Below are 13,316 nucleotides of genomic sequence, written 5' to 3'. Positions count from 1 at the left end.
TACCCAATGTTCTACCCGCTTCGGCGGGTTTTTTATTGCCTAAAATTTAGAGGTCAGCATGTCTGGTAAAAATTTAACATTCAAATTAGTCATGGATGCCGACACTAAAGGTTTCGTTGGCAATGTTAGACAGTCAGAAGATACAGTTAAATCAGTATTCAACACAATTAAGCACGAATCTGAACGATTAAAACAAGCAACTACTGATGCTTCGAAAGAAATGGGAAATATTATCCCTAAAGGCACCAGTGAGTTAGCAGACAAACTTTCTCAGTCTCTAAATGCTGCTACAGGCATTATCAAAGATGCTGGTGACAATGCAAAATCTACAGCAGGGAATTTTACGGATTTTGGTAATAAGGCTGGAAAGGCTTTAGATCAACTTAAAGGAGATTTAGCCCAAGCCAAGCAAAATCTTGAAGCATTTTCAAAAACTAAAGCTTCACCTGCAGATATTGAAAAAGCACAAGTCCAGGTTGATCAACTTGAAAAAGAAGTTCAGCAAGCAGATCAGGCTTTTAGTGGATTTCAGGCAGAGGTAGGCAAAGCCAACAACAGCTTAAGAGAAACAGATACAGCAGCTCAAACGGCGCAAAAGGGCATTGATGGTGCTAAGTTTGCTGTTAACACACTTGTGGGTGCATTAACTGCTCTTGGTATAGGTTTGGGTATTCGTGAGCTTGCGGAAGCCGCCGACTCATACACTAACCTATCTGTCCGTATTCAGATTGCTACCCGTGAAGGTGGTGACTTTAGTTCTGCAATGGCTGGAGTTCATCAGGTAGCACTTGCCACAAATTCTAGTTTACAGGCAACAGGTGATTTATTTACCCGACTGAATACAGTCGGCAAAGAAATGGGGATGACGCAGCAACAGGCACTAGATCTCACGAAAACTGTTACACAAGCGATTCAGATTGGTGGTGGTACTGCACAGGCCAGTGAGGCTGCAATTACTCAGTTTATTCAGGCCATGCAAGGTTCTGTTCTTCGGGGAGAAGAATTTAATAGCATTATGGAGAATGGTTATGGTCTTGCAGAGGCTTTAGCCAAAGGATTGGGAGTCACTACTGGTGAGCTCCGAAAAATGGCGGAAAATGGTGAGCTTACATCTGAAAGGGTTGTTAAGGCTATTCAAAGCCAAGCTACCCAGATCCAAGAAACCTACAACCAGTTTCCAACTACTATCAGCAATGCACTGCAGAAGATTTCCACACAATGGCAGATTCTGATTGGTGAGATGGATCAGGCCAATGGGTCAAGTGCAACGGTAGCTAATGCACTATCAATCATTGCGGATAATCTTGGAATCTTGAAAGTATTCTTTGATGATGTTGCTGAAGGTATTGGGTGGTTCCAGGGCAAACTATCTGAGATTGATCCATCTACTATTGAGGCAATCAGAAGTACCTTATCTGCTGTCTACGACACAATAAAAAATGTCATATCAAGTATGGCTGGCATCGCTGAAACCGCCTGGAGTGCCTTTACATCTACCTTGGATGCGATTGCTCCATTATTTAACGCAATTATGGGTGGCAAGGAGGAGGTTAGTGGATTAACTACTCTATTCAATGTTTTTAAAATTGCATTAGGGGTGGTATCTGATGCTGCAACTGGGCTAAACATTGCGCTTAAGCTACTCCTTGCAGGTATTCAGTTTATTTCAGGAGGTATTTATGCACTTAGTGCCGCCGTACTGGATTTCTTAGGATTCGATGATCTGGCTGCACAGGCTCAAAATGCGTCTGATGCTCTGTTTAGACAAGCCGAAAAGAATGGTAGAGAGGCTAACAGGTTAGCACTTGAAAGCAAATCTGCAACAAGAGAAGCAATTCGAGAGATTCGTCAGACTGAAGATGAAGCAAATAAAGAACGGGTTGCTGAGAGCCAAAAAACTCTTAATGAATTAAAGCTTCAAGAAGAAAAGCATAAGGCTGACTACAAGGCTATTAGTGATGAGCGCATTCAGTTAGAGCAGCAGCTCCATGAAGCACGAAAAACTGGTAATCAGGTTGCAATTGATCAGGCTGTAAAAGGTCTTGCCGAGCTGGATACTAAAGAAAAAGCCTATCAGGCTGAGAGCCAGAAAATCACTGAGGCTAAGATTAAAGCTGCACAAGATTGGGTAAATGCTCAACTTACAGCAGCAGATGGCACTCAAAAAGCAGCTGATGCAGCCACCCAAAAAACCCTACAAACAATCCTTGCAGCTCAGGGTTTAAAACTTGAGTTTGATGGTGCTGGTAAAGCAATTGTCAAAGCCATGGATGATGGTACAAAAGCAACAGAGGGTACGGCAAATGCAGCTGATAAAGCGCGAAAAGCTGCAACCGCTTTAGGTCTGGATCTGGATGTTTCCTTAAATCGTGTCTCTGAAAAGTTCGCAGAAAATGGCAAAAATGTTAATAACTTTGCAGCAGGCCTTGATGATCTTGGTGTTAAGGGCAAGCAAGCTGGTGATGTGACATATCAGGCCTGGCTTAAATGGCTGGAAACAGCGAAAAGCCAAGCTGAAATCGACTATGCAAAAGCCAAGCTTCAGGAATTTGGTACTCAAGGTCAGATTTCAACATCTCAGGTTGAGCAAGGCTTAATTGCTATCAAAATGCAGGCTCAAGGACTACCAGATGATATTGACCCTGTCACAGAAGCTTTCAGGCGTCTTGGTATTGAGACTAAGGAAAACCTAAAGCTTGCAGCTCAACAGGCTTTAATGGACTACAACACAATTCGAAATAGTGGCCAAGCTACTGCCGAAGGAATTGAACAAGCGCATAAAAAAGCAGCCCAAGCGGTAGCGCTGTCTGGTGATGCGGGAGTCATAGCTGCGTTTAATGCTGCGGATGCTACACAAAAGCTCAAGGTTGAGATTAATGACACAGGCGTTGCTGCCGTCAAATCCATGGATGAGTGGGAAAAATCTAATCACCGCGTTAGAGATTCTGCACGCGGTATTGGTGATGGGTATCGTCATGCTGGTCGAATCGCAAGAGAGGAGGCCAAAACTTCCACTGAGGCTTGGGCTGATGCAGTCAATAAAGCCAAAGGTGATTTCAATAAAGAGATGAAACGCCAGGGCGAGGCATTGAGCAAGGGAATTTATGGATATGACTCCTATACCAAGGACGATGTCTTATCTCAACTCAAGAGCAAAGGATACAGCGATAAGGAAGCACAAAAGCTTGCCGGCACCATCTGGTCTAAGGCTTTGGAAGCAGATCGTGATGCTAAAGCTCAAGGACTGGGTAAGGATGGCAACCCTGCAATGAAAGCATTAATCAATGCTGAATTTGATCGGGCGGCTGCAAAAGGCATTACCACTCAACACGGAACCAACAAGATTAATGAATTGCTTCGCTCTATTAACGTGGTTTCTACTGGTTCCAGTAACTTGAGTGACTACGCGCCGTCTATTCCTTCAGTACCATCAACCAGAGATTATGGTAAGGGGGGTGATAGTGTGAATTACAACATTCAATTCGGAGGTCAAACCCTATCCCTTACAGGCGATGCAAGCCAAAAGGATGTGATGACCAGTCTGGTAAATCAATTAAAAGGTATAGCGAAATCAACATGAAACTAATTCGCTTAGCAACATCCGAAACCGTCCCATTAGAGGACGGTTTTTTATGGCCTGATGAATTTTCATGGAAGGCCATTGAGCAGAATCAGACCTATGCCATGGATGGCACTCTGCATATTCAGGAAGGCAAAAAGAAGTCGGGTCGACCAATTACCTTGCAACCGGCAGATCCACAGATGGGTTGGATCAGGTTGCGTGAACTGCGGACTGTTTTGGAGTGGTCAAAACTGCAAGATGAAAATTTCAGACTGCAGTTTGAGCAACCACATGATAGCCGGCAATTCACCGTCAAATTTAACCACCAGGATGGGGCTTTAGAGGCCGCACCGGTGAAAGGAATTCCAGCGGTATCACTGGATGATTATTTTAATGTGACCTTGCGCTTTACGGAGTTGAACGATGGCGATTGAAACCAAAGATTTAGTAATCTACAAGTCTGAACGCTTGACTGATAACGCTGATGGCGGTGGTAAATACTCAGGTGTAGTAGTCCAGGATGGCATTAGCAACAACCTGTTCAATGATGTGTCGGAAATGGATCGAACCATGGGTGATGTCTCCATGCGTAAGGTCTTTCCAGCAGTCACGACTGAAGACACTGATTTACTGATGGGTGCAACGGTATTTGTCTCTGAACTACCAAAGGATCCAAACGTATCCGCATTGCTATTTAGTACCAAGAACTGGAACGATGAACGTCAGGCTGCCCAGAACCGGGTGGAAAACTATCTGGCCAAAGGCGGACAGATTGCCGGTACGCCACTTGATACCCATTGGCAGGGCATGTCATCGCTGCAGGTCGCCATGTTTCCGCAAGAGGTCGAGTCTTCAGTAGGTGACACCATTGTGCTGATCAGTGATGAAGGTAAGGCTTTAGAGCGTGAGCAATATGTGCGCATTACCAAAGTTGAAACTCGTACTGCAATCATGGTCATCGATGGTAAAAATGTTGAATACAAGGTTGCTACGTATTCCTTGAATGATGCTCTTGAGGTTGACTTTGTGGGTCTTTCAGCACGCCAGTGGTACAACGGTGAGAAATCCAAGACCATCATTCGCGATACCATTGTTGCTGACACAGGTCTGTATTACTCATCGACTGCATTGGCAGATGATGCCAATGTGGGTGAATTCACAGTAAATGCTAAAAGCATCTTTGCTCAACTGATTCCATCGGCCCAGACCGAAACACCGATCATTGATGTAAACGCTGCAGGTGAAAGTGTAGTTCTGGTGGCGGGTAATGAAGGCACCATTACTGTTAATTATCCAAATATGGTGATTGGTGTCAGCCAAAACCTGTATATCGGCTCTGCGGTGATTCCATCTAGCGTGGCGTTTACATTGCAAGGTCAGCAGATTACTGATCAGGGCGGATTACTTAAGAATACTCAAGGTACACAAGTCGGCACGATTGATTACCAGCGTGGCTTGATTCAATGGACCGCAGCAGCACCGGCTGGAACCGTAAGTTTGAATATTACTTTTAAACCAGCAGCTGCACCGAATCAGTATTACCAGAGTCATGCCATTCCGGTGACTCAAAATAACCAAAGCACCAACTGGACCGGAGTTTTAATTCCAATTCCTGCACCTCGTGCACTTTCGATTTCATACATGTCGCAGGGCAAGTTCTATGAGCTTAAAGATGATGGTTCAGGCCAGTTAAAGGCCGCCAGTCCATCTTTTGGTTCGGGCATGATCAATTACGAAACTGGCTCATGGCTATTAACCACTGGCGCATTACCAGATGTAGACACACCGATTCTGCTGAACTGGGGCACACCGATTATCACTTTTGTGCGATCTAATTTAAGTGTTGAAAAAGCTGCATTTGAGTTTGATTTGGGTCGACCAGGTGTATTGCCGGGTATCACCATCAATTGGACCCTTGAGGGTGAGGCGAAAACTGCAACATCAAATGCTCAAGGTAAGTTTACTGGGGATGCCACAGGTGAAATTAACTATGCCACCGGTATTGGCAAAATCATTCCAAATAAGTTGCCACAAAAAGGTACGGTCTTTTCGGTGATCTATAACTATGGTCAATCACTTGAGCAGACCAAGATGGATGTTACCCCAGCAAATCAAAAGCTGACCTTTACCATTGGTACAGGACCAGCAATTCAGCCAAATAGTGTTGAGTTAAAAATTCCACTTCAAAGCAGTGAGGGGATTGCAGGGTCTGTAACTCTGACAGATGTGCCGGTGAATGCAACTATGGGTAATCTGGTGAATAGCCGCGGTCAAGTGCAAGGCACCATTATCTATGCCACTGGCGCAGTTGAAGTCACACCAAAAAGTACAGCGAGCAGATTTGTGCAAACCTTTACACCTATGGCTACCTATGCGGCTGCCTAGCGAGGAAATATGTCTTTTTATTCTCCACAAACGTCAGACATTCAAGGTCAGCAGGTTGAATTAAAAGCCCTTAATGCCGTTGATGTTCAAGTGAAATACCGCGATACCTCTGGCTCGAACTCAGCAACCCATACGGTGACTGCAAATAAGTTAAAGCTGGATTTATCTTCTGGTTTTGATGAGCAGATTTTGACAGGTTCAGCGCGCTTTAAGGTCGGTGCTGATACCTTTCTGGATCGTACCGGCTTGCTATATCGCAATGTGAATCCAGCCAATAATAGCGGGATTCAGTCGGGTGTCATTCAATACGGTACAGGGATTGTTGAAATTGATTCCTGGACCCCGAATGCAGATAACACGATTACTCTGGAATCCTTAACCACAACGACCGACTTATTGCCGGTCAATAAAATCAGTTTTAGAACGCCAGTCATGCCGATCCGACCACAATCATTAACTGTGGTTTTAGCATCAATTGAATTTGGGCAGCTAACTTTAACTGCTGATGAAAACGGTGTGATTGAAACCAGCCGGGCACATGGTCAGGTCAATTGGGATAATGGCTTTGTCACGATTTACTTTTATACCAAAACCAAAATCACCGAAACCAACCGAGCAGACATTGAAGCGAATGACTGGTATGACCCATTACTGGAATATCAGGAAGGCTTAGACGCTTATATCAATGTCCCGGTCTGGGTGGATGCTTCATCCGTGCGCTATAACGCCGTAGCCTATACTTACATTCCACTGGATTCTGAAATCCTTGGTTTGTCTGCAACGCGTTTACCAATTGATGGCCGTGTGCCAATTTTCCGTGTAGGTGGGATTGGTATTGTCAGCTCAAGCAAAGCGCAGGAATTACCAAGTGCAATTGCAGGAACCACGTACGATCTCAATGATCAGCGGATCTCATGGGCAGAACTGGAAGATGCTAACGGAACGAAAGTAGCTTTCGATTTATACACGGTTGATTATGACTATGGCCGCGTGACATTGGGTGGTGACTTTGTACTGGGTAATCTGGTCGCACCACTGACAGTGAAATACCGCTATCAGGATATGGGGCTGATTCGTGATGTTCAGATTAATGGTCAGCTGACGTTCACCAAGCCTTTAACGCATAACTATGATGCTGTCGATACTATAGTTGGTTCTGCTTTGGTCATTGGTGACATGCAGGCGCGTTACACACGCAAGTTTGTGCAAGGTTCATGGGGTAATGCTTGGGCGGATGAGCCGAGTTCAGGAATTTTAGCGAATTACAATGACTCGCTGTATCCACTCCAAGTGACAAACAAGGGGGCTATTCAGGAACGTTGGGCTTTGATTTTTACCAGCGCTACTGATTTTCGTTGTGTAGGTGAATACTCTGGTCAGATTGGCACAGGCACGGTTAATGCAGACTATGCACCGATTAACCCGGTCACGGGTGTACCGTATTTCATTATTAAAAAAGAAGGCTGGGGAGCAGGCTGGGCTAATGGTAACGTCCTGCGTTTCAATACCGTGGCTGCAAACTTTCCGGTCTGGGTGATTCGCACAGTAAAACAGTCAGAACCCGCAGTATTGTCAGACCAGTTCCAGATCATGCTACGTGGTGATATTGACCGCGTATTGTAAACATTAATTCAAATATGACCGCTATATGCGGTCTTTTTTATGAGTATTAAAAATGGTCGCAAGTACAGATATTAAATTTTATATGCATACCAATAACAATGCACCACAACTGCAAAATGCTTATGGCTCGATGATTAATGTATTGGATCCTTGCCTGATAAATGGCATTAATATTGGCACAGTATCATCACTGACAGCATCAGGCACAACAGTAACCGCTACATTCAGCACAACCCATAACCTGATGCAATATCAGGTGATTAAAATCACAGGTGCTGCGCAATCTGAGTTTAATGGTGAGCATCGAATTTTAACAGTACCGAATGCGCAGAGTGTGACTTTTGAACTTGCAGTGGCACCAAGTACAAGCACTACTACAGGCACTATTAATGCATCATTACCGCCACTAGGGTGGGAAAAGCCATTTGGAAACACGGGAGGAAAAGCAGCATACCGGTCTGCAAATTTACTTTTACCAAGCCGACCTTTTTTGCGTGTCGTTGATGAGTTGGATCCTACATACACAGCAACTTATGCGAAGTATGCAAAAGTCGGTATTGTAGAAGATATGACTGATATTGATACGATGCTGGGTGTGCAAGCTCCGTATGATAGTGCCAATCCAGGTAAAAACTGGGTGGGCACAGGCACAGGATCGGCAGCCATTAATGGTTGGTCAAAGTGGTATTATGCTAAATCAACACGTGAAATGATGGGGTATGCAACATCAAATGATGTTTTTGAGCCCGAGAATGGAAATAGAGCTTATTTAATTGTTGGTGACAAAAATACATTTTATTTCTTGCCATGTGTTGTTAATAATAATAATCACGCTCTGTGCTATGGATTTGGTGCATTTAATACTTTTTTGGATGTGGATTCTGCAAGTAACTTCTTATCGTCATCACTGAGGTATGCGGCAGCAAGCGCAGATGGGCGTTCAGCTCAATTTATTGCACTTGGATCAAGCTCAATATCAACACTCTTACTTCAGCGCAGATCAAACCAAGTCGACGCTTATACTTCTGCGCGCATCAGCTCACTTGAAACTGGTGTGACACCCATGAGAAGTGGGTTATCTAACTACATCACAAATACAAAAACGCCATTTTTTCCGCTTATCATCAATGAAGCAACTGTAATTCGAGGCGAATTGCCAATTGTGAAATGGCTGTTAAAAGCAAAACCTTTTGCAGACTTGCAGCGTATTAACTCCGCAGGAAGATTATTTATTGCCAAAAATATACACGCAGATCACGATAGCGACACAGCCCCACACTTAGGGCAGGTGGTTTTTGACTTAGGAGAATCTTAAGTGATTGTTACTTTGGTTGATTTTGGTGCAAGAAAAGATGGCATATCAATTGATCTATCATCACATCTGAAAGTTCAAGGTTTTGTTAAAAAGAATGGAATATCAATACCTTGTAGGGTAAGGATTTTTGAGAAACTGAGCGGCGCGATAATTCAGGATGTTGTGACAGATCACAACGGTAAGTACACATTTTCAAATCTTGGCAACATGGTTTTTTTTGTTGTTGCACATGATCCCGCAAGTCATTACAACGCAGTCATCCAAGATAACGTGGTGCCAAAATGAGTAAAACATCTACTAGTGCTCGGCTTGCCATGATTCAAGCCTTTGCAAATTTTATGGATAACGGTAGCCAAAGTGCTACCGTTATTTTTTATGAGGGTGTGCAGCCTGCCAGTCCTGCTATTGCAGCAGATGCGAACAGTGCCTTGGTGACACTCACATTTCCGGAGCCTTGTATCAAAGAAACCACAGCAGCATATGTAGAGCTTCACCCAACAGATACCGCAACGGTGATCAAAACAGGGACCGCCACCTGGGCGCGTATTTATAATGGTGCTGGTGAAGTAGCTGCAGATCTAACCGTGGGAACAGACATCACCCTGGCGAATACTAATCTGGTCGTGGGTGGTACCTTGTCTATCCAATCGATAAAACTCAGACCTTAAATTAAAAAGGTGCTCATGTGGATTTTAAAAATAAGCTCGGCACCGTTGATGCTCACAACCTAAACTTAAATTTTAAGCCTGATAATACCGACAGCCACAACATCATTCTAAATTTTGAGCATCTGGCCGACGGCTCGACTAATCTCAACTTTGGGGATGATGTTTCTGCAGCAATCGATACTGTATTCGATGCTGAATTCTCATTTGAAGTCACCGCAGTTTATGCCGACAGTGGTGCAAATACTGCAGTCATAGACACGGTACTCGACACTGATTTCAGCTTTGATGTAGTTGCTGTATTTAGTGAGAATACTGATGTCATTGGCCAAATCGATACTGTTTTAGATACGAGCTTTAGCTTTGAGGTTGAAGCAGTATTTAGTGAAAATCTGTGCACAATTGATACCATTTTAGATACTGAATTTCAATTTGAGGTTAAAGCGTTATTCGATATTAATCATCTGGTCGGAGTGTCTTATGGTTTTGATATGCGATATCAGAAGGCTATCGCAGCCTTGAGCACCACAGAAATACCGTGGGCCAAGCCAATATTAAGAGTCTCAAATGAGGCTCTTTTTTATGATCAAGGCTTGGTGATTTCTAATCAGGTAGATTTTTGGCATGAGCAAGCAGGGTCATTAACCCGGGTGGTTAGATCCATTCATGAGCAAGCCACTGGTTTGAGTTCTGATGCGTACGTGATCTGGGAGGAAGCTGATAAGCGCTTTATTCATCAGCGCTATGCGCATCAAGAAACAATCAAACTGCGCCATAACCGAGAAACCGTCTGGCAAGAAATGATTCGTAGGCGCAAGACTTTTACTTATTCACATGAAGTGGCTCAAGTATTTGAGCATCGCTTTTCATTTGAGTGGGATAAAAGCCTTGAGATTATCACCAAGTCGGATTTGCCTTGGGATCAGGCCAAAGCGATTCATTACCGCAAGCATCCGGTTCAACCTTGGCCAAAGCCTGAAATACCCAAATACGAAGGCACAGGTGATTTAAATTTTGTCTGTCTCTGTCATGACGTTGATTCACACAATGTTGTTTTAAATTTTGGTGCAGATGACTGTATTCCTGCACTGCCAAAAAGGAACTGGTGGTATATCGTGAACACATTAACAGCCGAACGATTGGATACTGGCGAGAAGATTAAAGTCATGGAGGGTACTTATAGTACCAGCCGGTCTCAATGGTGCTGGACTTACTCGATTACTGTGGCTCATACCGAGAAAGATAAACTGCAGCCAATTAATGGTCTGCCAGTGATTCTTAAGATAATGCTCAATGGGTTCGAGCATCATATTTTATTGGAAGATCCAGAAGAAACCCGGCGCTTTGCCAGTGTGCTCTATACTTACCCGGGTCGAAGTGTCACAGCTCTAAACTCGGATAAATATGCGCCTTTACGTTCGTTTATCCAGGATAACGAACGCACATCTGTTCAACTGGTTCAGGCTGAAATTGATCGGACAAATAGCGGTACCAACTTAGATTGGAGGCTTATCGATGAGTTGGGTTGGATCGTACCGATTGAGAGCCTGAGTTATGCAGAACTAGCACCAATTGATGCAATAAAGCAGGTGGTTGATGCAGGCGGCGGCTTTATTTATAGCCAGAAAGCAGGCAATACACTGACTATTTTACCTCGGTACCAGAAAGGCTATTGGGATACGATGGCCGTGGATGATTACGACATTCTATTATCTGAAAGTTTGGTGATGCAGCAGAACATCAAGCAGAACGATGAATACATTGCCGACTTTAATGCCATCACAGTGGTGAATAGTCGTAGTGGTGAAAGCCTGAAAGTACAGCAACGTGGTACCTCTGGTGATGTTCCGCTGGAAACGGTTACAGGACCATTATTCAATGTAGTGTCTGGTGCCAGTTACGGCAAAAATGAGTTGGTGAAAGCCAATATTCAGGAGTTGCATACTTTCTCAGATATTCCAGTGAGTTCGGAAATTGGCGAGATGCTGCCCGGAAAAACGATTGCCTTTAATGGCCAGTGGTGGGGCGTGATTGATGGGGTGAGTGGAAGTTTTTCGCATGAAAAGGTCAATGAAACCATTACCGTGGAGCGTATTAGCCGTGACTAATCCTTTATTTGAACTGCGCAAGCTGCTTAATCCAACTCATGCCGAATACATTGGCACCATCACCTCAGTGAAGCATCCAGAGTATCGGGTACAGATTGATGGGGGATCTGGTCCAGTACTTTGCACATCTGGCACAGCTTATAACCTGGGTGCCAGAGTATTTGTTTCCAATCAAGTGATTTTAAGGCCGGCACCAACTGGTCAGCACTCAGAAATAGAAGTCTAAACTTAACCAAACAACTGCACCTTTTTAGGTGCTTTTTTATTACCAAAATTTAGGGGGCGCAATGTCCAATGACTATTCATCTGATCCGCCAATAGCGACAGCAGGGCAGCTGCTTGCTATCTCAGACAAGATCAGCGACATATCCAAAAATATGGACAAGCTCGCTGAAATGCCCCAAAAACTTGACCGCATGAATATGCAGTTAGAGCAGCTCAATAAGGAACATCAGCAGACCCGGAATGATTTAACTCAGACTCGGGACAATCTGCAAGATGATCTGGATCGAGCCAAGTCAAACTTTAAAAGCGAGATCAAACAAGTCCGAAATGAGATTGATCCGAAGTTCAAAGAAATGGATATGCAGATTAGGGTGCTTCATGAGAGTAAAACCAAAATCGATAGTATTACCAATCTTGTGCGCTTTGGTGGCATCTTTTTAGCTGGATTATTTGTAGTTGCCTGGAACACTCAGACCGGAAAAACAGACACGGTAAACACTCAAACCATGACCAACACCCAGAGCATCCAAGTTCTTGAAAAACAATCTGACCAACTCTTAAGAACGGTTGAAGAAATCCGCAACAAACTTTATGAACGAAACATGAGAGAGGAAAAATGAAATTCATCCCCGAAAATGTCTGGAAATATCTATCTGTAAAGCTCCCAATTATCGGAGCTTTTTTATTGGGCGTTCTTCCTATTTTAATTCAAGAAGGCATCAACACACAGCTCATTCCGACTGAATACCATGCTATTTTGCTTTCTGTAGTTTTACCTGCACTGGCGTACGTTGGCCGTAAGATTGCACAGCCTAAAGTTAAGGGTGGTTCATAATGAAACATATTTTTGATTTCTTGCGAAAGATCAGTGGCGGCAAACTCTCTCAAAAACAGGTCGATGCTGCTGATAAGTTAATTGCAACTGCTTACGATGATGTCACCAGTATGCTGGGTATTGCCACGGATGAAATGCGGGTCAGTCCAAGTGGTATTGACTTGATGTGCAATTTTGAGGGTCTAGAACTCAAAGCGTATGATGATGGCGTTGGTGTATGGACCATTGGTTTCGGCACCACAAAGTATCCGAATGGCATTCGTGTTAAAAAAGGGGATACCTGCACACTGGATGAAGCTAAAGCTTATATGCAGAACGATCTGAAAGATTTTGAGCGAACTGTTAATGATGCGGTCAATGTTTCAATCAATCAGAATCAGTTCGATGCTTTGGTCTCACTGGCCTACAATATTGGTGCTACAGCCTTTAAAAAATCCACCTTAGTCAAACGATTGAATGAGGGAAATTATAAGGCTGCCGCCAATCAATTTAATGTTTGGGTTAATGCCGGCGGCAAACGCATGCAGGGTCTGGTGAATCGCCGAGCTGCAGAAAGGGCTTTATTCTTAAAATAGATAAATGCCCTCAAATGAGGGCA

General features: G+C 43.9%; 12 protein-coding genes. All 12 read left to right on the top strand.

The genetic code is table 11. The features are described from left to right. Nucleotides 1–58: 58 nt before the first annotated feature. The 12 genes from ACP7BU_RS01380 (at nt 59) to ACP7BU_RS01325 (ending at nt 13,293) form a co-directional block, all read left to right on the top strand. Nucleotides 59–3,580 (top strand): tape measure protein, encoded by a 3,522-nt coding sequence (locus ACP7BU_RS01380; RefSeq protein ID WP_425878150.1) that lies wholly within the window; start codon nt 59–61, stop codon nt 3,578–3,580. Beyond that, a complete protein-coding gene (locus tag ACP7BU_RS01375; RefSeq protein WP_425878152.1) occupies nt 3,577–3,996 on the top strand; it encodes a hypothetical protein in 420 nt (139 codons plus the stop codon). The genes ACP7BU_RS01380 and ACP7BU_RS01375 overlap by 4 nt, the downstream gene beginning before the upstream one ends. After that, nucleotides 3,986–5,947 (top strand): hypothetical protein, encoded by a 1,962-nt coding sequence (locus tag ACP7BU_RS01370; RefSeq protein WP_425878154.1) that lies wholly within the window; start codon nt 3,986–3,988, stop codon nt 5,945–5,947. The genes ACP7BU_RS01375 and ACP7BU_RS01370 overlap by 11 nt, the downstream gene beginning before the upstream one ends. Nucleotides 5,948–5,956: 9 nt before the next feature. Next, nucleotides 5,957–7,570, top strand: coding sequence for a hypothetical protein (locus ACP7BU_RS01365; protein ID WP_425878156.1), 1,614 nt, complete (start codon nt 5,957–5,959; stop codon nt 7,568–7,570). A 52-nt stretch (nt 7,571–7,622) separates the two neighbouring features. Beyond that, nucleotides 7,623–8,885, top strand: a complete 1,263-nt coding sequence (locus ACP7BU_RS01360; protein WP_425878158.1) for a hypothetical protein — start codon at nt 7,623–7,625, stop codon at nt 8,883–8,885. Beyond that, nucleotides 8,886–9,170 (top strand): carboxypeptidase regulatory-like domain-containing protein, encoded by a 285-nt coding sequence (locus ACP7BU_RS01355; protein WP_425878159.1) that lies wholly within the window; start codon nt 8,886–8,888, stop codon nt 9,168–9,170. It abuts the gene before it with no gap. Then, nucleotides 9,167–9,553: a hypothetical protein gene (locus ACP7BU_RS01350; RefSeq protein ID WP_425878161.1), complete on the top strand. Its 387-nt coding sequence runs from the start codon at nt 9,167–9,169 to the stop codon at nt 9,551–9,553. Before ACP7BU_RS01355 ends, ACP7BU_RS01350 begins: the two co-directional genes overlap by 4 nt. Nucleotides 9,554–9,570: 17 nt before the next feature. Then, nucleotides 9,571–11,658, top strand: coding sequence for a hypothetical protein (locus ACP7BU_RS01345; protein ID WP_425878163.1), 2,088 nt, complete (start codon nt 9,571–9,573; stop codon nt 11,656–11,658). After that, nucleotides 11,651–11,884: a hypothetical protein gene (locus tag ACP7BU_RS01340; RefSeq protein ID WP_425878577.1), complete on the top strand. Its 234-nt coding sequence runs from the start codon at nt 11,651–11,653 to the stop codon at nt 11,882–11,884. The genes ACP7BU_RS01345 and ACP7BU_RS01340 overlap by 8 nt, the downstream gene beginning before the upstream one ends. 61 nt (nt 11,885–11,945) lie before the next feature. Next, entirely contained in the window at nt 11,946–12,503 is a 558-nt protein-coding gene (locus ACP7BU_RS01335; RefSeq protein ID WP_425878165.1) for a coiled-coil domain-containing protein, read from the top strand. After that, nucleotides 12,500–12,718 (top strand): hypothetical protein, encoded by a 219-nt coding sequence (locus ACP7BU_RS01330; protein ID WP_425878167.1) that lies wholly within the window; start codon nt 12,500–12,502, stop codon nt 12,716–12,718. The genes ACP7BU_RS01335 and ACP7BU_RS01330 overlap by 4 nt, the downstream gene beginning before the upstream one ends. Next, nucleotides 12,718–13,293 carry a lysozyme gene (locus ACP7BU_RS01325; RefSeq protein WP_425878169.1) on the top strand — a complete coding sequence of 192 codons (576 nt, stop codon included), beginning with the start codon at nt 12,718–12,720 and terminating at the stop codon, nt 13,291–13,293. The genes ACP7BU_RS01330 and ACP7BU_RS01325 overlap by 1 nt, the downstream gene beginning before the upstream one ends. Nucleotides 13,294–13,316 lie beyond the last annotated feature (23 nt).

Origin of the sequence: Acinetobacter sp. 40AMC3-4 (assembly GCF_049898185.1) — a bacterium.
GTDB lineage: Bacteria > Pseudomonadota > Gammaproteobacteria > Pseudomonadales > Moraxellaceae > Acinetobacter.
Note: the sequence above shows the minus strand (reverse complement) of the source record. Positions and strands in the feature narration are given on the sequence as shown.

Coding starts and splice junctions, on each gene's coding strand:
- ACP7BU_RS01350 (WP_425878161.1), top strand. CDS start 9,167: ATGAGTAAAACATCTACTAGTGCTCGGCTTGCCATGATTCAAGCCTTT.
- ACP7BU_RS01330 (WP_425878167.1), top strand. CDS start 12,500: ATGAAATTCATCCCCGAAAATGTCTGGAAATATCTATCTGTAAAGCTC.
- ACP7BU_RS01360 (WP_425878158.1), top strand. CDS start 7,623: ATGGTCGCAAGTACAGATATTAAATTTTATATGCATACCAATAACAAT.
- ACP7BU_RS01375 (WP_425878152.1), top strand. CDS start 3,577: ATGAAACTAATTCGCTTAGCAACATCCGAAACCGTCCCATTAGAGGAC.
- ACP7BU_RS01370 (WP_425878154.1), top strand. CDS start 3,986: ATGGCGATTGAAACCAAAGATTTAGTAATCTACAAGTCTGAACGCTTG.
- ACP7BU_RS01365 (WP_425878156.1), top strand. CDS start 5,957: ATGTCTTTTTATTCTCCACAAACGTCAGACATTCAAGGTCAGCAGGTT.
- ACP7BU_RS01335 (WP_425878165.1), top strand. CDS start 11,946: ATGTCCAATGACTATTCATCTGATCCGCCAATAGCGACAGCAGGGCAG.
- ACP7BU_RS01325 (WP_425878169.1), top strand. CDS start 12,718: ATGAAACATATTTTTGATTTCTTGCGAAAGATCAGTGGCGGCAAACTC.
- ACP7BU_RS01380 (WP_425878150.1), top strand. CDS start 59: ATGTCTGGTAAAAATTTAACATTCAAATTAGTCATGGATGCCGACACT.